This window comes from Micromonospora sp. MGP-C2 (genome assembly GCF_057766525.1).
In genome coordinates this window covers 2,714,995-2,735,347 of record NZ_JBYMEN010000002.1, presented here as the reverse complement: position 1 = coordinate 2,735,347, position 20,353 = coordinate 2,714,995, and the positions used below count along the sequence as shown (strand labels likewise).

The following is a 20,353-nucleotide window of genomic DNA, read 5'->3' as shown; positions in this document are numbered from 1 at the left end:
CGGGCACTGCGGCCCGGTGGCGCACGAGCAGGACGGTCGTCCGGTGCGACCGGACCGGGATTCCCCGGCCGCACCGGAGGACCGCCACCAATCCGGAGATCCGGAGGACCTGATGGCACCGCCCGCCGCTGCCCCCACCCGTACCGCAACCACTCGCCGACGTCCGGCGGGTCGTGCTGCGGTCGGTGACCTGGTGGGCACGGCGGCCTGAGCACGCCCGGTCGGGACGCATCAGCGCCCCGGCCGGTCGGGTGCGGGGGAGACAGGGTCGAGACGCCGACCCGACCCTGTCTACCAAGCCCCGTCTGCCCGCGCCCGGACCGGAAACCGGTCCGGCGTCGTCGCCGCCGACGCCGACGTCGGAACCCGGTGCCAAACCGGTGTGGGACGGGCGGACGGGGCCCCGCAAAACCGGGGCGTATCTTTCCGAAACATATTCTGATATTCCTATATTTAGCGGTACCGCGGTTCCTCGTGAACGGGGAAGGAGCACCATGCGAACAGGTGTCTGGCTGGTAGGAGCGCGCGGTTCCGTCGCGACCACCAGCATCGTCGGGGGGCTCGCGCTGCGGGCTGGCCTGGCCGGGCCCACCGGCTGCGTCACCGAGCTGCCCGAGCTGCGTGGCCCCGCCCTGCCGAGCTTCGCCGACCTCGTCTTCGGCGGGCACGACCTGGCCACCACCCCGCTGTCCAAGCGCGCCGAGGCCCTCGCCGACGCCGGTGTCATCCCCTGGCGGCTGGTCGCCGCGCTCCCCGACGAGCTGAACGCGGTCGAGCAGGAGCTGCGCCCGGCACCGGTCGGTGCCACCCAGGCCGACCGGGCCGACGCCGTGGTCCGCGACCTCACCAGCTTCCGTGAGCGGCACCACCTGGACCGAGTGGTGGTGGTCAACGTCTCCGCCACCGAACCGGCACCGGAGCCGCACCCCGGGCACGCCGACCCGGCCGCGTTGCGCGCCGCCCTCGCCGGGCCGGACGAGGTGCTGCCGGTCAGCTCCCTCTACGCGTACGCGGCGGTGCTGGCCGGCTGCCCGTACGTCGACTTCACCCCGTCCACCGGGCTGCGGCTTCCCGCGCTGGCCGCGCTGGCCCAGGAGGCCCGACTGCCGTACGCCGGGCATGACGGCAAGACCGGGGAGACCCTCGTCAAGTCGGTGCTCGCGCCGATGTTCGCGATGCGCAACCTGGCCGTGCGCTCCTGGTCCGGGGTCAACCTGCTGGGCGGTGGCGACGGCGCCACCCTCGCCGACCCGGCCGCCAACGCGGCGAAGGTGCAGAGCAAGCAGCGGGTGCTCGGCGAGACGCTGGGCTACGTCCCGCAGGGCGGCACCCGCATCGAGTACGTCGAGGATCTGGGCGACTTCAAGACCGCCTGGGATCTGATCACCTTCGCCGGCTTCCTCGGCACCGGCATGCGGATGGAGTTCACCTGGCACGGCTGTGACTCCGCGCTGGCCGCGCCGCTGGTGCTCGACCTGGCCCGGCTCACCGCCGCCGCGCACGCCGCCGGGCAGGTGGGGCCGCTGGCTGAGCTGGGCTTCTTCTTCAAGGACCCGCTCGGCTCGCCCACCCACTCGCTGGGCGAGCAGTGGGCCCGCCTGAGCGACTTCACCCGGCAGCTGCACGCCGGCGGGGACGGTGTCCATGACAACGTTGGCTGATCTCGCCGAGCTGGTCCGGGCACCGGCCGCGCTCTCGGTGCCCGGTGACGTGATCGCCGGTGCGGCGGCGGCCGGCGCGCTGAGCCCGCGTACGCCCGCCCTGGCTGGCGCGTCGGTGCTGCTCTACTGGGCCGGCATGGCCGCCAACGACTGGGCCGACCGGGGCCTGGACGCGGTGGAACGCCCCGAGCGGCCGATCCCCAGCGGTCGGGTCACCCCGGCCGCCGCGGTGGGCCTCGCGGCGGGTCTCACGGCCGCCGGCGTGGGCCTGGCCGCCGCCGTGGGCGGTCGCCGCGCCGTCGCGCTCGCCGTGCCGCTGGCCGCCACAATCTGGGGGTACGACCTGCTGGCCAAGAACACCGCCGCCGGTCCGGCCGTGATGGCCGCCTGCCGGGGGCTGGATGTGCTGCTCGGCGCGTCGGGTGGGCGGGTGACCCGGGCGTTGCCGGCGGCGGCGACGGTTGCCGCGCACACCTGGACGGTCACCGCGCTGTCCCGCCGGGAGGTCACCGGCGCCGACGCGAAACTGCCGATGCGCACCCTCGCGGGCACCGCGTTGGTCGCCGCCAGCGCCGCCGTCGCCGCCCCTCGGCGGGTTGCGGTGCTGCCCGCCGTGCTGGCCGGCTGGTACGCCGCCCGCTACGGCGCGGCCCAGGCCGAGGTGGTCCGGGACCCGTCGGCCGGGCGGGTCCGCGCGGCCGTCGGCGCCGGGATCACCGGGCTGCCCGCCCTCCAGGGGGCGCTCACCGCGCGCGGTGGAGCAGGTCTGCTCGGGGTGGCCGTCGCGGCGGCCGCGCCGCTGGGTCGACGGTTGGCCCGGAAGGTCTCCCCGACATGAGCATCCCCGAGCCCCGGCCCGGTGCGCCGGCCGCCGACACCACGACGCTGCGCCTCGGGTACGGCACCAACGGCTTCGCCAACCACCGGCTCGACGACGCGCTCGCCGTCATCGCCGACCTCGGCTACGACGGGGTGGCGCTCACCCTGGACCACGACCACCTGGACCCGTTCGCGCCCGGCCTCACCCGCCGGGTCGCCGCCGTCGGCAAACGGTTGGAGGCGCTCGGACTGGCCGTGGTGATCGAGACCGGGGCCCGCTACCTGCTCGACCCGTGGCACAAACACGCTCCGACGTTGCTGCACGACGACCCGACCCGGCGGATCGAGTTCCTGCGCCGCGCCGTGCGGATCGCCGCCGACCTGGGCGCCGAGGCTGTCTCGTTCTGGGCCGGTGTCCGACCCGAGGCGGTGTCACCGCAGTGCGCCTGGGACCGGCTGGTGGCCGGCTGCGCCACGGTGGTCGACGCGGCCGAGACCGCCGGCGTCACCCTCGGCTTCGAACCGGAGCCCGGCATGCTGGTGCAGGACATCTCCGACTGGCGTCGGCTGCACGCCGCTCTCGACAACCCGGCCCGCTTCGGCATCACCCTCGACATCGGACACTGCCGGTGCCTGGAGCCCTGGCCGGTGCCGCAGTGCGTCGCCGAGGTTGCCGACCACCTGGTCAACGTGCAGATCGACGACATGCGCCGGGGCGTGCACGAGCACCTGGAGTTCGGCGTCGGCGAGATCGACTTCCCGCCGGTGCTGGCCGCGCTGCGCGACGCCGGCTACCGCGGCCTGGTCGCCGTCGAGCTGCCCCGGGACTCGCACGCCGCGCCCGCCGTGGCCGCCCGGTCGATCGAGTTCCTGCGCGCCGCCGCGGCCACCGATCACCACGCTGCCCGCACCCTTTGCTCTGCACCCACCGAGGCGACACCCGCCAAAGAGGCCCCGGTGCATATGTAGGTGCAGAGCAAAGGTGGCGGGCACCGCGTAGCAGCAAGAGGGAGGAGACGGGATGACACCGGATTCACTACGGGCCGCGCTGCGAGGCGTACCCGATCCCGATTGGTTGGACACGGCGCTGCGCCGGGTCACCACCGAGCCCACCGCGATCACCCGGCTCTTCCCCGCCGCAGGTCGGCGTTGCGGTCGGGGCGCGTTGCCCGAAGCGCCCGGCTGGACCGCCGACGACGCGGCCCGGGTGCTGCTGCTCACGGCGCTGCCCGGCGACCACGCGGCGTACGCCGACAGCCTCTACCAGCACGGCGACGCGGCCGAGCGGCGAGCCGTGCTGCGGGCACTGCCGCTGCTGCCGATCGGCGCCGCCGGCGTGCCGCTGCTGCACGACGCGATCCGCACCAACGACACCCGGCTGGTCGCCGCAGCCCTCGGCCCGTACGCCCGGCACCTCGACCCGGCCGCCTGGCGGCAGGCGGTGCTCAAGTGCGTGTTCAGCGGCGTCCCCCTCGCCGCGGTGGCCGACCTGGACACCCGGGCCGACGGGGAGCTGGCCGCGATGCTGGCCGCACTCGCCGCCGAACGGCACGCCGCCGGCCGGGACCTGCCCGCCGACGCCACCGACCTGCTCGACCGGCTCACCGCCGCACTGCCCCGGGAGGCGTGAATGCGCATCTTCGACCCCCACATCCACATGACCTCACGCACCACCGACGACTACGAACGGATGGCCGCAGCCGGAGTGCGCGCGGTGGTGGAGCCCTCGTTCTGGTTGGGTCAGCCGCGCACCAGCGCTGCCTCGTTCACCGACTACTTCGACTCGCTGATCGGGTGGGAGCCGTTCAGGGCCGGTCAGTTCGGGGTGCGGCATTTCGCCACGGTGGCCCTGAACCCCAAGGAGGCCAACGACCCGCGCTGCCGCCCGGTCCTCGACCTGCTGCCCCGCTACCTGGACAAGGACGCGGTGGTGGCGGTCGGCGAGATCGGGTACGACTCGATGACGCCGGAGGAGGACGAGGCGTTCGCCGCGCAGCTCGCCCTGGCGGTGGCGTACGACCTGCCGGCGCTGGTGCACACCCCGCACCGGGACAAGGCGCGCGGCTGCGAACGGACCCTCGCCGTGGTCGCCGAATCCGGCATCGAGGCGGGACGCGTGGTGGTCGACCACCTCAACGAGGTGACCGTCAAGCTGGTCCGGGACAGCGGCTGCTGGTTGGGCTTCTCCATCTACCCGGACACCAAGATGACACCGTCGCGGATGGTCGAGTTGCTGCGGGAGTACGGCACGGAGCGGATGCTGGTCAACTCGGCCGCCGACTGGGGGCGCTCCGACCCGCTGCTGACCCGGGCCACCGGCGAGGCGATGCTGCTGGCCGGGTTCAGCGACGACGAAGTCGACCATGTGCTGTGGCGCAACCCGGTGGAGTTCTACGGGCAGTCCGGCCGGCTCGACCTCACCGACCTGGAGGTCACCGCCGTGGACCCGCAGACCGGCAACTCGATCCTGCGCGGCGGCAGCTGATGCGCCTGCGACATGCCGGCGGCGACACCGTCCACCTCGGCTACTGCACCAACGTGCACCCCGCCGAGGACCTCGCCGGCATCCTCGGTCAACTGGACACCTACGCCGTGCCGGTCCGCGAGGCGCTCGGCAGTGACCTGCTCGGGCTCGGCCTGTGGCTGGCCGCCCCGGTCGCCGCCGAGCTGGCCGCCGACCCGACGCTACGCCGTCGGTTGCGCACCGAGCTGGACGCGCGCGGGCTGGAGGTGGTCACCCTCAACGGCTTCCCGTACGCGGCCTTCCAGGCCCCCGTGGTCAAGCAGGACGTGTACCACCCGGACTGGACCACCGAGCAGCGCCTGACGTACACGCTGAATCTGGCCCGGGTGCTCGCGGACCTGCTGCCCGACGACGCCGCTCGGGGCTCGATCTCCACCCTGCCGCTGGCCTGGCGGCAACCGTGGGACACCGACCGGGCCGACGCGGCCCGACGCCGGCTCGACCAGCTGGCCGCCGGCCTGGCCGCCGTGCAGCGCGACACCGGCCGTGAGGTGCGGGTCGCCTTCGAGCCGGAGCCCGGCTGTGTCGTGGAGAGCACCGGCCAGGCCGCCGAGCTGCTGTCCGGGATGGACACCGACCGGCTGGGCGTCTGTCTCGACCTGGCCCACCTGGCCTGCGCCTGGGAGGAGCCGGCCGAGGCACTGGAACGACTGCGGGCGGCCGGGCTGCCGGTGGTGAAGGTGCAGGTCTCCGCCGCCGTCGAGGCCACCGACCCGGATGGTGGGGCCGAGGCGTTGCGCCGCTGGGTGGAGCCACGCTTCCTGCACCAGACCCGGGGCGCCGGTTGCGCCGGTCTGGCAGACCCGGCCGATCCGGCGTACGCGGCCGACGACCTGGACGAGGCACTGGACAGGGCGCTACCCGGGCCGTGGCGGGTGCACTACCACGTGCCACTGCACGCCCCGCCCGAGGAACCGCTCGGCTCGACCCTGCCGGTTCTTCGCGCGGCCCTGAGAGCGCTCTTCGACGGCCCGACCGCTGGCTGCGACCACCTCGACGTCGAGACGTACACCTGGGGGGTGCTGCCGGCGGCACGACGGCCCGGCACCGACGCGGAGCTGGCCGCGGGCATCGCCGCGGAGCTGGCCTTCGCCCGGGACGAACTGGTCGGCCTCGGCCTGACCGCAGAGCGATCCGTGAGCATGGGGGTGACGCGATGAGCCGGCGACTGGTGGTCCTCGACGTGGTGGGGTTGACGCCCCGACTACTGGCGCACATGCCTCGACTGCGAGGGGTCGCCGACGGCGGCTTCCGGGCCGAGCTGGGCACCGTGCTGCCCGCCGTGACCTGCTCGGTGCAGTCCACCTTCCTCACCGGCGAGCCGCCCAGCGGGCACGGGATCGTCGGCAACGGGTGGTATTTCCGGGAGCTGGGCGAGGTGCTGCTGTGGCGGCAGCACAACGCGCTGGTCGGCGGGGAGAAGCTCTGGCAGGCGGCCCGCAAGGCCGAGCCGGGCTACACCGTCGCCAACGTCTGCTGGTGGTACGCCATGGGCGCGGACGTCGACTGGACGGTCACCCCACGCCCCGTCTACTACGCCGACGGGCGCAAGGAGCCGGACTGCTACACCGACCCGCCGGAGCTGCACGACGCGCTCACCGGGCGACTGGGCACCTTCCCGCTGTTCACCTACTGGGGGCCGACGGCCGGGTTGCCGTCGTCGCGGTGGATCTGCCAGGCGGCCGAACAGATCCTCGCCGACGTGTCACCCGACCTGACCCTGGTCTACGTCCCGCACCTGGACTACGACCTGCAACGCTTCGGTCCCTCGTCGGCCCAGGCCGCCGCGGCGGCAGCCGAGCTGGACGCGGTGCTCGGGCCACTGCTGGACGCCGCCCGGGCGCGCGACGCCACAGTGGTGGTGCTCTCCGAGTACGGCATCACCGACGTGTCCCGCCCGGTGGACGTCAACCGGCTGCTGCGCGCCGAAGGGCTGCTGCGGGTGCACACCCAGGCCGGCATGGAATACCTCGACCCGTGGACGTCGAAGGCGTTCGCAGTCGCCGACCACCAGATTGCCCACGTCTACGTCAAGGACCCGGCCGACGTGCCGGCGGTGGCGAAGCTCTGCGCCAACCTGCCCGGGGTGGCCGAGGTGCTCGACGCCGAGGGCAAGGCCGCGCACGGTCTGGACCACCCGCGCGCCGGTGAGCTGGTGCTGGTGGCCGAGCCGGACGCCTGGTTCACCTACTACTACTGGCTGGACGACGCCCGGGCGCCGGACTTCGCCCGCCTCGTGGAGATTCATCGGAAGCCCGGTTACGACCCGGCGGAGCTGTTCTTCGACCCGGCCAACCCCGGTGCCGCGAAGGCCCGCGCCGGGGTGGCCCTGGCCCGCAAGAAGCTCGGCATGCGGTACCTGATGAGCGCTGTCGGCCTGGACGCCGGCGCGCAGGCGGTACGGGGCTCGCACGGGCGGCTGCCGGACGACCCGGCGGACGCCCCGGTGCTGCTCTGCTCCGACCCGACGGCCGCCCGGGACCGGATTGCGGCCACCGAGGTCAAGGCGCTGCTGCTGGAGTTGGCCGGGTTGGGTGCCGGCGGTACGGGCGGGCCGGGGGAGGGGGCATGACGGTCACCGTCGCGCCCACCGACGCGAGCGGGTTGCGGGCGCGCTTCGACGCGGAGCTGGCCGGGTTCCTCGAACGGCAGGGCCCGGACTGGCCCGACGGCGCGCCGCGCGGCGTGTTCACCGCCCTGCAACGGTTCGTGCTGGCCGGTGGCAAGCGGTTGCGCCCGCTCTTCTGCTACTGGGGCTGGCGCGGGGCGGGCGCGGCCGACGGCACCCCGATCGTGGTGGCGGCCGCTGCCCTGGAGCTGTTCCACGCGTTCGCGCTGATCCACGACGACATCCTGGACGGCAGCGACCGCCGTCGGGGTGAGCCGTCGGTGCACCGGCTCTTCGCCGACCTGCACGCCCGCTCGTCCTGGCGCGGTGACCCCGAGGCGTACGGCCGTAACACGGCGCTGCTCTGCGGGGACCTCTGCGCGGCCTGGTCGGATCAGATGTTCCACGAGTGCGGGCTGAGCACCGAACAGGTGCACCGGGGGTACGGCGTGTTCGCGCTGATGCGTACCGAGGTGATCGCGGGGGAGTACCTGGACCTGGTCTCGGGCGTGGGTGACGGCTCGGTGGCCAGCGCGCTCACCGTGATACGGATGAAGGCTGCCCGGTACACGGTCACCCGGCCGCTCCAGATCGGCGCGGCCCTGGCCGGCGCCGGCCCGGAGTTGATCGCCGCGCTGGGCGAGTTCGGTGACCCGCTGGGCGACGCGTTCCAGCTCCGCGACGACGTGCTGGGTGTCTTCGGGGACCCGGCGGTCACCGGCAAGTCGGTCCTGGACGACCTGCGTGAGGGCAAGCCCACGGTGATGATGGCGCTGGCCCGCAGCGCCGCCGACCGGTCGCAGACCGCCCGGCTACGGGAGCTGTTCGGCAATCCGGCGTTGGACGCCGACGGCGCGGCGGAGCTGCGCGCGATCATCGAGGCGACCGGTGCCCGGGAGCGGATCGAGCAGATGATCCGGGTGCGGACGGAGGCGGCGCTCGTCGCCCTGCAGACCGCGACGGTGGCCGACGAGGCTCGCTCGGCGCTGGTCGCGCTGGCCGGGCAGGCGATCGACCGCCGGGCCTGACCGGCAACTTTCGATCAGATCGACGAAAGTTGATGCTGAATCGCCGGAAGGTATGGACACATCGACAGGTCCAACTTAGTGTCGTGACCAACACGACAATGTTTCGTCGAGGTGAACCGGCGGCGCGGTAACCCATCGACCCCCACCATCACCGCTACGGCATCCGGCGCGACGGCGCGCGCCCGCCTGGCAGTCACTCGTCAGGAAGGGGCAGCACACATGTCCATGAAGGACGCTCCAAGACAACGATCCCGACGATGGTTCTCCGCCGGATCGGCAGCGCTGCTCGTGGTCGCGGCCGGCACGGTCGCCCTCGGCGCCGACTCGACCCCCGCGCAGGCGCACACGATCAACGCGACCGACTTCCAGCAGGTCGAGCTCGCCCGTGGGGTGAGCGACATGGGCGAGCCGATGTCGCTGGCGGTGCTGCCGGACCGCTCCGTGCTGCACACCGCCCGCAACGGCACCCTGCGCCGCACCGATGCGAGCGGCACCACCTCCGTGATCGGCACCCTGTCGGTCTACCAGCACGACGAGGAGGGGTTGCAGGGCGTCGGCGTCGACCCGAACTTCGCGAGCAACCGCCAGATCTTCCTGTACTACGCCCCGCCGCTGTCGACGCCGGCCGGCGACGCACCGGCCACCGGCACCGACTTCTCGGCCTGGAACGGTGTCAACCGGCTCTCCCGGTTCACCCTCAACTCCGACTTCACGATCAACCAGGCGAGCAAGGTCGACGTGCTCGACGTCCCGGCCAGCCGAGGTGTGTGCTGCCACGTCGGCGGGGACATCGACTTCGACGCCGCCGGCAACCTCTTCCTGTCGACCGGTGACGACACCAACCCGTTCGAGTCGGCCGGCTACTCGCCGCTGGACGAGCGGACCAACCGCAACCCGGCGTACGACGCGCAGCGCAGCGCCGGCAACACCAACGACCTGCGGGGCAAGATCCTGCGGATCAAGGTGAACGCCAACGGCACCTACTCCATCCCGTCGGGCAACCTGTTCGCGCCCGGCACGGCCAGGACGCGGCCGGAGATCTACGCGATGGGATTCCGCAACCCGTTCCGGATCAGCGTGGACAAGGCCACCGGTGTCGTCTACGTCGGTGACTACGGGCCGGACGCCGGCACCACCAGCTCCACCCGCGGGCCGTCCGGCCAGGTGGAGTTCAACCGGGTCGCCGCGCCGGGCAACTACGGCTGGCCGTACTGCACCGGCACCAACACCTCCACCGAGACGTACAACGAGTGGGACTTCGCCGCCAACACCAGCGGCGCGAAGTACAACTGCACCGGCGGGCCGACCAACAACTCGTTCCGTAACACCGGCCTGACCACCCTGCCGCCGGCCCAGCCGGCCTGGATCCGGTACGCCGGCGACGCCGGCACCCCGACCGAGTTCGGCGGCGGCTCCGAGTCGCCGATGGGCGGCCCGGTCTACCGGTACAACGCCTCGTCGACCTCCACCACCAAGTTCCCGCAGTCCTTCGACGGCCAGTTCTTCGCCACCGAGTTCGGCCGTGGCTGGATCAAGCCGATCCACGTCAACTCCGACGGCTCCCGGGGCACCATCGACACCTTCCCCTGGGTCGGCAAGCAGGTGATGGACTCGGCGTTCGGCCCGGACGGCGCGTACTACGTGCTCGACTATGGCACCGGCTACTTCAACGGTGACGCCAACTCGGCGCTCTACCGCTTCGACTACGTCGGTGGCGGCAACCGGGCACCCACAGCCGTGGCCAGCGCCAACCGCACCTCCGGTGCGGCACCGCTCGCGGTGACCTTCTCCTCGGCCGGCTCGTCCGACCCCGAGGGCGGAGCGCTGACGTACTCGTGGGCGTTCGGTGACGGGACCACCTCGACGGCGGCCAACCCGACGAAGACCTACACCGCCAACGGCAGCTACACCGCCACCCTGACGGTTCGGGACCCGCAGGGCGCCACCGGCAGCAGCAGCGTCCGGATCAGCGTCGGCAACACCGCGCCCACGGTGACCATCAACAACCCGGGCAACGGGCAGCTGTTCAGCTTCGGTGACACGGTGCCGTTCAGCATCACGGTCACCGACCCGGAGGACGGCACGATCGACTGCACGAAGGTCAAGATGACCTACGTGCTCGGGCACGACCAGCACGGGCACCAGATCACGTCGCAGACCGGCTGCTCCGGCTCGATCACCATCCCGGTCGACGGTGAGCACGACGACGCGGCGAACATCTTCGCGATCTTCGACGCCGAGTACACCGACGCCGGCGGGCTGACCACGCACACCCAGCACACCCTGCCGCCGCGGCACCGCCAGGCCGAGTTCTACGGCACCTCGTCCGGGATCAACGTGTTCAGCAAGACCACGGCCGAGGGTGGCAAGACCGTCGGCGACATCAACAACGGTGACTGGATCGCATTCCAGCCGTACCGGCTCGGCAACGTGACCTCGTTCAACGCCCGGGTCTCCTCGGCGGGTGCCGGTGGCACCCTCCAGGTCCGGGCCGGCTCCGCCACCGGCACGGTGCTCGGCTCGGCCACGGTCCCCGTGACCGGCGGCTGGGAAACCTTCGCCACGGTGACCGGGACGATCACCAGCCCGCCGACCGGCACGACCACGCTCTACCTGACCTTCGCCGGGTCGGGCACCGGGGCGCTCTACGACCTGGATGCCTTCACCTTCGTCACCGGTACGCCCCCGACCGGCGGAAGCGGCCCGATCAAGGGTCTCGGCGGCAAGTGTCTGGACGTACGCAGCGCCGCCACGGCCGACGGCACCCAGATCCAGATCTACACCTGCAACGGCAGCGCCGCGCAGACCTGGGCGGTCACGCCGAACTCCACGATCAGGTCGTTGGGCAAGTGCCTGGACATCTCGGGTGGTGGCACCGCCGACGGCACCAAGATCCAGCTCTGGACCTGCAACGGGACCGCTGCGCAGAACTGGGCGGCCCAGGCCGACGGCACGCTGCGTAACCCGTCGTCCGGCAAGTGCCTCGACGTCTCCGGCAACAACTCCGCCGACAGCACTGTGGTCCACCTGTGGACCTGCGTCAGCGGTGCCGCCAACCAAAAGTGGATCCTGCCCTGAGCTGAGCGGAGGGGCCTCTTGTCAACGCCTAGTGTGGTGCGAGGGGCCCCTCCTAACGCAATTAGGAGAGCGATATGCGCAGACTCCTGCGACCCGTCCTCGGTGCGGCAATGGCTGCACTCGCCGTCATCGCCTGCACCACCCCGGCCAGCCCCGCCAGCGCCGCCGACGCCCCGTACGACGTGCTGGTGTTCTCCAAGACCGCCGGGTTCCGCCACGACGCCATCCCGGTCGGCATCCAGACCATCCGCGATCTGGGTGGGGCGAACAACTTCACCGTCACCGCCACCGAGGACGCCGCCGCGTTCACCACCAGCAACCTCGCCCAGTACGAGGCTGTGGTCTTCCTCAACACCACCGGCGACGTGCTCAACGCCAGCCAGCAGACCGCCTTCGAGTCGTACATCGCCTCCGGCCGCGGGTACGTGGGCGTGCACGCGGCCGCCGACACCGAGTACGACTGGCCGTTCTACGGCAACCTCGTGGGCGCGTGGTTCGCCTCGCACCCGGCGATCCAGCAGGCCAACATGAAGGTGGAGGACCGGGGCCACGCGGCGACCGCGTACCTGCCGCAGACCTGGACCCGCACCGACGAGTGGTACAACTACCGGACCAACGCCCGTTCGACCGCCCACGTGCTGGCCACGCTGGACGAGTCGTCGTACTCCGGCGGCGGCATGGGCTCCGACCACCCGCTGAGCTGGTGCAAGAGCTACAACGGTGGCCGGTCGTTCTACACCGGTGCGGGGCACACCCAGGCGTCGTACGCGGAGCCGGCGTTCCGGGCGCACCTGCTCGGCGGCATCCGGTACGCCTCCGGCCGGAGCAAGGCCGACTGCCGGCCCGAGGCCGGCTACACCCCGATCTTCAACGGCTCGACGGCCGGCTGGTCGCAGGCCGGTCCGGGCAACTTCACCAACTCCGACGCCACCCTGACCTCGGTCGGTGGCATGGGGTTGTACTGGTACAACACGAAGCAGTTCACCAACTACTCGCTCAAGCTGGACTGGAAGCTGGCCGGGGACGACAACTCCGGCATCTTCATCGGCTTCCCGCCGTCCAGTGACCCGTGGTCCGCGGTGGACAACGGCTACGAGATCCAGATCGACGCCACCGACGCCGCCGACCGCACGACCGGGTCGGTCTACACCTTCAAGTCGGCTGACACGGCGGCCCGCGACGCGGCACTCAACGCGCCGGGGGAGTGGAACACCTACGAGCTGCTGGTCGAGGGCGAGCGGTTGCAGATCTTCCTCAACGGAGTGAAGATCAACGACTTCACCAACACCAACCCGGTCCGCTCGTTGGCCGGTCACATCGGCATCCAGAACCACGGCACCGGTGACGACGCCTCGTTCCGCAACATCCGGGTCAAGGAGCTGGGCACGACGCCACCGCCCACCGGCACGATCCAGGCCGAGGCGTTCAGCTCGGCCAACGGTGTCTCCGCGTTCACCAAGGCGGGCGCCAACGGTGGGCAGACCGTCGGCTACATCGACCCGGGTGACTGGGCCGCGTACAACGGCGTCAACCTGGCCGGGGTCACCTCGTTCACGGCCCGGGTCGTCTCCGGCGGCGCGGGTGGCGCCATCCAGGTGCGCACCGGTTCGGCCACCGGCCCGGTGCTCGGCACTGTCGCGGTGCCGAACACCGGCAGCTGGACGACCTTCGCCAACGTCTCCACGGCGCTGTCCAACGTCCCGTCCAGCACCCAGAACCTCTACCTCACCTTCACCGGTAACGGCACGGGGCTCTTCGACCTGGACGACTTCACCCTGGTCAAGGGCAGTGGCGGCGGCACCGGGGTCGGCCCGATCAAGGGTCTGGCCGGCAAGTGCCTGGACGTGCGCAGCGGCGGCACCGCCGACGGCACCCAGATCCAGCTCTACACCTGCAACGGCAGTGCGGCACAGACCTGGACCGTGACGCCGAACTCGACGATCAAGGCCCTCGGCAAGTGCCTGGACGTCTCCGGCAGCGGCACCGCCGACGGCACCAAGATCCAGCTCTGGACCTGCAACGGCAGCGGCGCGCAGAACTGGGCGGCGGCGTCCGACGGCACCCTGCGCAACCCGTCGTCGGGCAAGTGCCTGGACGTCTCCGGCAACAACTCGGCGGACAGCACCGTCGTGCACCTCTGGACCTGCCTCAACGCGGCCAACCAGAAGTGGACCCTGCCCTGACCGACTGAGCCTGGAGGGGCCGCCGCTCACGGCGTCGGCCCCTCCCGCTCCAGCGCCGGCCGTGCCGGGCCGGGCGTGCCCCGACCGGCCGGGTTTGTCGGCTCTGGCGGAGCGGCGAGGCGGTGTCACCCACGAGCGCTATACCTGTGTGTCATAACTATGACTAGCAGGTATAGCGCTCGCACCGATGTGTGCGACCGCAGATCTCGCCCGTCGCACGCGGCCCGGTGACGCGGTGCCTCCGAGACCGCCGCCCGGGTGGGGGCCGTTCCGGCGACGCCGCGGACCGGCTCACAGCCGACTGCCGTACCTTGACCTGCATGGGGCGGTTCGCGCAGTGGCGCGGGATGGTGCTGGCGCAGGGGCACCGGCTGGGTGACGCGCTGCGCCGGCCCGACGAGCCGGACGACCCGACCGGGCCGACTCCGAGCCTGAATCGGCTCGACGCGCTGGTGGAGGGCTTCGCCGCCGGTCAGCCGGTGCGGTGGAGCCTGGCCGGGCAACCCCGGCCGCTGCCGGGGCCGGTCGACGTCGTGGCGTACCGGATCATCGAGGAGTCGCTCACCAACGCGTGCCGGCACGCCCCGGGCGCGCCGGTAGCGGTCCGCCTGCGCTACGACGCCACGGGCATCACCATCGAGGTACGCGACGAGGGCACCGGTGCCGCGCCGTCAGGCCGGCGCGGCCAGGGCGCCGGGCGGGGTCTGCTCGGCGTACGCAGGCGCGCGGAGCGGCTCGGCGGCACGTTCTCCGCAGGCCCACGCGCCGGTGGCGGTTTCGCCGTGCGGGCCGCGCTGCCCGCACCGGAGGAAATGATCGGATGATCGGCCGACCGCAGGGCTTCCCCGATGGGGTGCTGCGGAAATAAGGTGAGGGCGGCGACCGTGCTGGTGGCCGGTGACCCGGTGGGAGGCGCAACCCGCTGGGCCCAGGTGTGTTCCGCACCCACCGGTGACCGCCCGGTGCCGCGCACGTCCGGTCACCCTCGCCCCGGTCCGCACCTGGAATCCCCCATGACAACAGGGGAGAAGAACAATGGCGCGACCCATCACGCTCTTCACCGGCCAGTGGGCCGACCTTCCGTTCGAGGAGGTCTGCCGGCTCGCCTCCGAGTGGGGCTACGACGGCCTGGAGATCGCCTGCTGGGGCGACCACTTCGAGGTCGACAAGGCGCTCGCCGACGACTCCTACGTCGAGCGCAAGCGGGAGACTCTCGCGAAGCACAACCTTGAGGTCTTCACGATCTCCAACCACCTGGTCGGTCAGGCGGTCTGTGACCACCCGATCGACGAGCGGCACCAGGACATCCTGCCCGGTCGGATCTGGGGTGACGGAGAGCCCGAGGGGGTCCGCCAGCGGGCCGCCGAGGAGATCAAGGACACCGCGCGGGCGGCGGCGAAGCTCGGGGTGAAGACCGTCGTCGGCTTCACCGGCTCGTCGATCTGGCACACCCTGGCGATGTTCCCGCCGGTGCCGCCGTCGATGATCGAGCGCGGCTACCAGGACTTCGCCGACCGGTGGAACCCGATCCTCGACGTGTTCGACGAGGTGGGGGTGCGGTTCGCCCACGAGGTGCACCCCAGCGAGATCGCGTACGACTACTGGACGACGAAGCGGACGCTGGAGGCCATCGGCAACCGGCCCGCGTTCGGGCTGAACTGGGACCCGTCGCACTTCGTGTGGCAGGAGCTGGACCCGGTGAACTTCATCTTCGACTTCGCCGACCGGATCTACCACGTGGACTGCAAGGACGCCAAGGTCCGCACCGGGGACGGCCGGCGTGGCCGGCTCGCCTCGCACCTGCCCTGGGCCGACCTGCGCCGCGGGTGGGACTTCGTCTCCACCGGGCACGGCGACGTGCCGTGGGAAGACTGCTTCCGCGCGCTGAACGCGATCGGCTACACCGGCCCGATCTCGATCGAGTGGGAGGACGCCGGCATGGACCGGCTCGTCGGTGCCCCGGAGGCGTTGCAGTTCGTCCGCCGGCTGGCCTTCGACGCCCCGAGCGCTGCCTTCGACGCGGCGTTCAGCAGCAAGGACTGACCGCACCTCGGACAGACCACGGGCCGGTCGCCCTGCGGCGACCGGCCCGTCGACGTGCGGTTGGTCAGAGCGTGCTGGCGTTCGTGCCCGAGCCGGACGGCTTGGTGCGGGGGTTGTTGGTGGACGACGGCGACCCGGAGGTCGTGCCGACCGTGCTGGTGCCCGCCTTGGCGCCCACGGTTGCGGGCGTGCCGGCGAACGCGTCGTCGGCGGCGGTCAGCTCCTGCTTGCCGGTGCTGCCGTTACCGTTGCCGCTGCCCAGCTTCTCGCCCAGTTTGGTCTGGCCGAGCTTGTCCTTGCCCTCGCTGTAGAACTTGTTGGCCTGGGCCTGCGCGACCCCGGCCGCCTCCTGGACGGTCGGGTGGTCGAGCACCTTGCGGCCCCGAACAACGAGCTCCTCGTACTTTTCCCGGCCGGCACGGGCGCCCAGGACGAATCCCGCAGCCAGCCCGCCAAGAAACATGATCTTTCCGCGCATGGCGGCTCCTTCCGTACCTGACGCGCCTGTCGCTCCGTCGAGTTGCCCCGTCGGAAGGCGACCAATTCGCGCCTGCGTCCTCTGTCCGCAGCTAACTACCCATCCTGCTCTCCGCTCAAGCATGCTTGTGCCCGGATGGCGATTTACCCCGATTGTCGATGCCTCCCGGACCGTGACCTGCGCGTCTTGATCATCGGGTGGTGGGGCGGAACCCACTGGACCACCACCGGGGAATGTCCTGTACTCTTGTCCCGTCGCACGGCGTCGGTGAGATCCGATTCCGAGCGGTGCACGATCCCCTGTAGCTCAATTGGCAGAGCAGCCGGCTGTTAACCGGCAGGTTATTGGTTCGAGTCCAATCGGGGGAGCTTCTCCACCCAACGCCCGTCGGCAGCACGCCGACGGGCGTTTCCGTGTGCTCGACTCCGGTTTCGCCCTCCCTCAGCCTGCCTGGGCGGCAGGATGGTCGATGTCGACGCTCCGGCTCCCGCTGCGTCGATTCATGCGTCGATCCTTGGGGTGAGTGCGGATGTCCGGACGAGGCGGCAGGGCCACGCTGATAGCGGTGGCGGTCGTGCTGGCCTGGCTGGTGATCGGCGGCGTGGCCGGCCCGTACGCCGGGCGCCTCAGCGAGGTCGCCACCAACGACAACGCCGCATTCCTGCCCACCGACGCCGAGGCGACCCGCGCCCAGGACCTCGCCGGTGAGTTCGTCGACCGGCAGACCATCCCGGCTCTGGTCGTCTACGAGCGGCCCTCCGGGATCACCGACGCCGACCGGCAGCGGGTGAGCGCCGACGCGGCCCGGTTCGCCCAGGTGCCCGGCGTGGTCGCCCCGCTGCCCCCGCCCATCCCCAGCGAGGACGGCCAGGCACTCCAGATCGTCGTACCGGTGGACGACGCCGAGGGCGAGGAGATCGGCACTGTCGTCGAACAGTTGCGCGACATCACCGGCGGGGACCGGGACGGCCTCACCGTGGACGTCTCCGGACCGGCCGGCCTGCTCGCCGACCTGATCGAGGTGTTCTCCGCCATCGACGGGCCACTGCTGCTGGTCACCCTGGTCGTGGTGCTGATCATCCTGCTGGTCGTCTACCGCAGCCCGGTGCTCTGGATCTTTCCTCTGCTGGCCGCCGGCATGTCGTACGCCCTCGCCTCGGTGTTCGTCTACCTGCTCGCCGACGCCGACGTGGTGAAGCTCAACGGGCAGGCCCAGGGCATCCTCACCGTGCTGGTCTTCGGCGCGGGCACCGACTACGCGCTGCTGCTGATCGCCCGCTACCGGGAGGAACTGCACCGCCACGACCGCCCCTGGGCCGCCATGCGCACCGCGTGGAAGGGCGCCGCACCGGCCATCATCGCGTCCGGCGGCACTGTCATCGTCAGCCTGCTCTGCCTGCTGCTGTCCAGCCTCAACTCCAACCGGGCGCTCGGCCCGGTCGCCGCCATCGGCATCGGCGCCACCCTGCTGGTGATGCTCACCTTCCTGCCCGCGCTGCTGGTGCTCGGCGGCCGTTGGGCGTTCTGGCCCCGACGGCCCCGCGAGGATCAGGCCGACCCACGCGCCGAGCACGGCATCTGGAGCCGCATCGCCGGCTTCGTGGCCCGACACGCCCGACCGATCTGGCTGAGCACCGCAGTCGTGCTGGCCGTCCTCACGCTCGGGCTCACCCAGCTCGGCGCCACCACCCTCGGTCAGTCCGACCTGTTCACCCAGCGCACCGACTCGGTCGACGGCGAGGAGGTGATCGCGCGGCACTACCCGGCCGGCACGGGCAGCCCGGCCACCATCTTCACCACCGAACAGACCGCCCGGCAGGTCACCCAGGTGGCGCAGGGCGTGCCCGGCGTGGCCGACGTCCGCCCGCTCTCCACCGGCCCGCAGACCGGCCCACCCGATCCGAGCGCCACTCCGAAGGTCGTCGACGGGCGGGTCCAGCTGGAGGCGACCCTGGCCGACCCACCCGACAGCGACGGCGCCGAGCGGACCCTCCGCGAGCTGCGGGTGGCCGTACACCAGGTGCCCGGCGCGGACGCCGTGGTCGGCGGCTTCACCGCGATCAACGTGGACACCTCGGACGCCGCGAAGCGCGACCAGAACGTCATCATCCCGGTGGTGCTGGTGGTCATCGCGGTCATCCTGGCCCTGCTGCTCCGCGCGCTGCTCGCCCCGGTGCTGCTGATCGCCACCGTGCTGCTCAGCTTCGGGGCGACACTCGGCCTCTGCGCGATCCTGTTCCGCCACGTCTTCGACTTTCCCGGCGTGGACTCGTCGTTCCCGCTGTTCGCGTTCGTGTTCCTGGTCGCGCTCGGCATCGACTACAACATCTTCCTGATGAGCCGGGTCCGGGAGGAGTCGGTCAAGCGCGGCACCCGCGCCGGTGTGCTCGCCGGCCTGGCCGTCACCGGCGGGGTGATCACCTCCGCCGGCATCGTGCTCGCCGCGACCTTCTCCGCCCTCGCCGTGTTGCCCCTCGTGGTGCTCGTCGAGTTGGGTACGGCAGTCGCGATCGGGGTACTGATCGACACGATCATCGTCCGGTCGCTGCTGGTGCCCGCACTCGCGTACGACATCGGGCCGAAGATCTGGTGGCCGGGCCGGCTGTCCCGGGCGAACGGTGAGCGGGAGGCGCGCGATGCTGGCTGAGACCGACGTGGTCATCGTCGGCGGCGGCCTGGCCGGCCTCGCCGCCGCCCGCCGGCTGCACCGCGCCGGCGTGCCCTGGCGGCTGCTGGAGGCCAGCGGCCGCCTTGGCGGCCGGGTCGCCACCGACGTGGTCGACGGACACCTCATCGACCGTGGCTTTCAGGTGCTCAACACCGCCTACCCCCGGCTCGGCACGCTGCTCGACACCGACCGGCTCGACCTCGGGTACTTCACCTCCGGCGTGCTGGTGCGCAAGGGCGACGACCTGCTGCGGCTGGTCAACCCGTTGCGGGAGCCGACCGGCGCCCCCGGCACCGCGCTCGCCGGCATCGGCTCCCTGCGCGACCGGCTGCGCTTCGCCGCGCTCGCCACCGGCTGCGCGACCCTGCCCACGTCCCGGCTGCTCGCCGCACCCGAGACCAGCGCCGAGACGGCGCTACGCCGGGCGGGCCTCTCCGACGCGATCATCGAGGAGCTGCTGCGGCCGTTCCTGTCCGGCGTGTTCATCGACCGGGAACTGGCCACGTCCAGCCACGTCCTCGCGATGGTGCTGCGGTCGTTCGCCCGCGGCCGCATCGGCTTGCCCGCCGAGGGAATGGCCGCGCTGCCCCGGGCCATCGCCGACCCACTCCCCGCCGACCTGCTCGACCTGGACATGCCGGTCGCCGAAATCGCCCCCGGTCGGGTCCGCACCCAGGCCGGCGACATCCGCTGCCGGGCCGTCGTGGTCGCCGTCGACCCACCCGCCGCGTCCGCGCTGCTGCCGACCCTGACCACGGTACGGATGCACAGCTACACCACCTACTACCACAGCGCGCCCGAGCCGCCGCTCACCGAACCGATCCTGCTCGTCGACGGGGACCGGCGCGAGATCGTGGCGAACACGGTGGTGCTCAGCAACGCCGCCCCGACGTACGCGCCCACCGGACGGCACCTCGTCGCCACGTCGGTGGTCGGCCCGAGCGCCCCACCCGAGGCGACCGTACGGGCCGAGTTGACCCGGCTGTACGGCCGTTCCACCGCCGACTGGACCCACCTCACCACAGTGGCCGTCCCGAACGCGCTGCCCGCCGCGCCACCACCGCAGGGGCGGCTACGCAAGCCCGTGTCGTTGGGCGAGGGGCTGTTCGTGGCCGGTGACCACCGCGACAGCCCTTCCATCCAGGGCGCTCTCGCCAGCGGCTGGCGCGCCGCCGCCGAGGTGCTGGAGGAGCTGCGCGCCGGCTGACAGGCGTACCCGAGCACGCTGTTATATTCCTGTAGCCCATCGTGCTGGTGCAGGCG

General features: G+C 71.9%; 15 protein-coding genes and 1 tRNA gene. 15 read left to right on the top strand and 1 reads right to left on the bottom strand.

Annotated features, from left to right (window positions below):
* Nucleotides 1–494 precede the first annotated feature (494 nt).
* The 12 genes from AC3CF1_RS12105 (at nt 495) to AC3CF1_RS12050 (ending at nt 15,944) form a co-directional block, all read left to right on the top strand.
* Nucleotides 495–1,661 (top strand): inositol-3-phosphate synthase, encoded by a 1,167-nt coding sequence (locus AC3CF1_RS12105; RefSeq protein ID WP_425887960.1) that lies wholly within the window; start codon nt 495–497, stop codon nt 1,659–1,661.
* Nucleotides 1,645–2,499, top strand: coding sequence for an SCO3242 family prenyltransferase (locus AC3CF1_RS12100; RefSeq protein ID WP_088949640.1), 855 nt, complete (start codon nt 1,645–1,647; stop codon nt 2,497–2,499). Before AC3CF1_RS12105 ends, AC3CF1_RS12100 begins: the two co-directional genes overlap by 17 nt.
* The gene (locus AC3CF1_RS12095) at nt 2,496–3,449 is read left to right on the top strand and encodes a sugar phosphate isomerase/epimerase family protein (protein WP_488450504.1); all 954 of its coding nucleotides are present in this window, start codon (nt 2,496–2,498) and stop codon (nt 3,447–3,449) included. Before AC3CF1_RS12100 ends, AC3CF1_RS12095 begins: the two co-directional genes overlap by 4 nt.
* A 52-nt stretch (nt 3,450–3,501) precedes the next feature.
* Complete coding sequence (locus AC3CF1_RS12090) at nt 3,502–4,110, top strand: EboA domain-containing protein (RefSeq protein WP_088949638.1); 609 nt, start codon at nt 3,502–3,504, stop codon at nt 4,108–4,110.
* The gene (locus tag AC3CF1_RS12085) at nt 4,111–4,965 is read left to right on the top strand and encodes a TatD family hydrolase (protein WP_488450503.1); all 855 of its coding nucleotides are present in this window, start codon (nt 4,111–4,113) and stop codon (nt 4,963–4,965) included.
* Nucleotides 4,965–6,164, top strand: a complete 1,200-nt coding sequence (gene eboE / locus AC3CF1_RS12080) for a metabolite traffic protein EboE (protein WP_099856472.1) — start codon at nt 4,965–4,967, stop codon at nt 6,162–6,164. Before AC3CF1_RS12085 ends, eboE begins: the two co-directional genes overlap by 1 nt.
* Nucleotides 6,161–7,576: an alkaline phosphatase family protein gene (locus tag AC3CF1_RS12075; protein WP_099856471.1), complete on the top strand. Its 1,416-nt coding sequence runs from the start codon at nt 6,161–6,163 to the stop codon at nt 7,574–7,576. The genes eboE and AC3CF1_RS12075 overlap by 4 nt, the downstream gene beginning before the upstream one ends.
* On the top strand, nt 7,573–8,640 hold the full coding sequence (locus tag AC3CF1_RS12070; RefSeq protein ID WP_488450502.1) for a polyprenyl synthetase family protein: 1,068 nt from the start codon (nt 7,573–7,575) through the stop codon (nt 8,638–8,640). Before AC3CF1_RS12075 ends, AC3CF1_RS12070 begins: the two co-directional genes overlap by 4 nt.
* Nucleotides 8,641–8,859: 219 nt before the next feature.
* Nucleotides 8,860–11,718, top strand: a complete 2,859-nt coding sequence (locus AC3CF1_RS12065; RefSeq protein WP_488450501.1) for a PQQ-dependent sugar dehydrogenase — start codon at nt 8,860–8,862, stop codon at nt 11,716–11,718.
* A gap of 74 nt (nt 11,719–11,792) precedes the next feature.
* Nucleotides 11,793–13,901 carry a ThuA domain-containing protein gene (locus AC3CF1_RS12060; protein WP_488450500.1) on the top strand — a complete coding sequence of 703 codons (2,109 nt, stop codon included), beginning with the start codon at nt 11,793–11,795 and terminating at the stop codon, nt 13,899–13,901.
* A gap of 320 nt (nt 13,902–14,221) precedes the next feature.
* Entirely contained in the window at nt 14,222–14,725 is a 504-nt protein-coding gene (locus AC3CF1_RS12055; RefSeq protein ID WP_210928171.1) for a sensor histidine kinase, read from the top strand.
* Nucleotides 14,726–14,936: 211 nt separating this feature from the next.
* Nucleotides 14,937–15,944 carry a sugar phosphate isomerase/epimerase family protein gene (locus tag AC3CF1_RS12050; RefSeq protein ID WP_088949630.1) on the top strand — a complete coding sequence of 336 codons (1,008 nt, stop codon included), beginning with the start codon at nt 14,937–14,939 and terminating at the stop codon, nt 15,942–15,944.
* 64 nt (nt 15,945–16,008) lie between these two features.
* On the opposite strand, the gene AC3CF1_RS12045 is transcribed toward AC3CF1_RS12050, so the two are convergent.
* The gene (locus tag AC3CF1_RS12045) at nt 16,009–16,422 is read right to left on the bottom strand and encodes a hypothetical protein (protein ID WP_088949629.1); all 414 of its coding nucleotides are present in this window, start codon (nt 16,420–16,422) and stop codon (nt 16,009–16,011) included.
* Between the two features lie 295 nt (nt 16,423–16,717).
* Between AC3CF1_RS12045 and AC3CF1_RS12040 the strand changes: the two genes are divergently transcribed.
* The 3 genes from AC3CF1_RS12040 to AC3CF1_RS12030 all read left to right on the top strand — a co-directional run bounded on the left by AC3CF1_RS12040 (nt 16,718) and on the right by AC3CF1_RS12030 (nt 20,297).
* A tRNA-Asn gene (locus AC3CF1_RS12040) sits at nt 16,718–16,790 on the top strand.
* 161 nt (nt 16,791–16,951) lie between these two features.
* Nucleotides 16,952–19,069: an MMPL family transporter gene (locus AC3CF1_RS12035; protein WP_488450499.1), complete on the top strand. Its 2,118-nt coding sequence runs from the start codon at nt 16,952–16,954 to the stop codon at nt 19,067–19,069.
* Nucleotides 19,059–20,297: an NAD(P)/FAD-dependent oxidoreductase gene (locus tag AC3CF1_RS12030; RefSeq protein WP_488450498.1), complete on the top strand. Its 1,239-nt coding sequence runs from the start codon at nt 19,059–19,061 to the stop codon at nt 20,295–20,297. Before AC3CF1_RS12035 ends, AC3CF1_RS12030 begins: the two co-directional genes overlap by 11 nt.
* Nucleotides 20,298–20,353: the final 56 nt, after the last annotated feature.

What these genes read in the sequence shown, in the direction of transcription:
- AC3CF1_RS12105 (WP_425887960.1), top strand. Translation starts at nt 495, where the DNA reads ATGCGAACAGGTGTCTGGCTGGTAGGAGCGCGCGGTTCCGTCGCGACC.
- AC3CF1_RS12100 (WP_088949640.1), top strand. Translation starts at nt 1,645, where the DNA reads ATGACAACGTTGGCTGATCTCGCCGAGCTGGTCCGGGCACCGGCCGCG.
- AC3CF1_RS12095 (WP_488450504.1), top strand. Translation starts at nt 2,496, where the DNA reads ATGAGCATCCCCGAGCCCCGGCCCGGTGCGCCGGCCGCCGACACCACG.
- AC3CF1_RS12090 (WP_088949638.1), top strand. Translation starts at nt 3,502, where the DNA reads ATGACACCGGATTCACTACGGGCCGCGCTGCGAGGCGTACCCGATCCC.
- AC3CF1_RS12085 (WP_488450503.1), top strand. Translation starts at nt 4,111, where the DNA reads ATGCGCATCTTCGACCCCCACATCCACATGACCTCACGCACCACCGAC.
- eboE (WP_099856472.1), top strand. Translation starts at nt 4,965, where the DNA reads ATGCGCCTGCGACATGCCGGCGGCGACACCGTCCACCTCGGCTACTGC.
- AC3CF1_RS12075 (WP_099856471.1), top strand. Translation starts at nt 6,161, where the DNA reads ATGAGCCGGCGACTGGTGGTCCTCGACGTGGTGGGGTTGACGCCCCGA.
- AC3CF1_RS12070 (WP_488450502.1), top strand. Translation starts at nt 7,573, where the DNA reads ATGACGGTCACCGTCGCGCCCACCGACGCGAGCGGGTTGCGGGCGCGC.
- AC3CF1_RS12065 (WP_488450501.1), top strand. Translation starts at nt 8,860, where the DNA reads ATGTCCATGAAGGACGCTCCAAGACAACGATCCCGACGATGGTTCTCC.
- AC3CF1_RS12060 (WP_488450500.1), top strand. Translation starts at nt 11,793, where the DNA reads ATGCGCAGACTCCTGCGACCCGTCCTCGGTGCGGCAATGGCTGCACTC.
- AC3CF1_RS12055 (WP_210928171.1), top strand. Translation starts at nt 14,222, where the DNA reads ATGGGGCGGTTCGCGCAGTGGCGCGGGATGGTGCTGGCGCAGGGGCAC.
- AC3CF1_RS12050 (WP_088949630.1), top strand. Translation starts at nt 14,937, where the DNA reads ATGGCGCGACCCATCACGCTCTTCACCGGCCAGTGGGCCGACCTTCCG.
- AC3CF1_RS12045 (WP_088949629.1), bottom strand. Translation starts at nt 16,422, where the DNA reads ATGCGCGGAAAGATCATGTTTCTTGGCGGGCTGGCTGCGGGATTCGTC.
- AC3CF1_RS12035 (WP_488450499.1), top strand. Translation starts at nt 16,952, where the DNA reads ATGTCCGGACGAGGCGGCAGGGCCACGCTGATAGCGGTGGCGGTCGTG.
- AC3CF1_RS12030 (WP_488450498.1), top strand. Translation starts at nt 19,059, where the DNA reads ATGCTGGCTGAGACCGACGTGGTCATCGTCGGCGGCGGCCTGGCCGGC.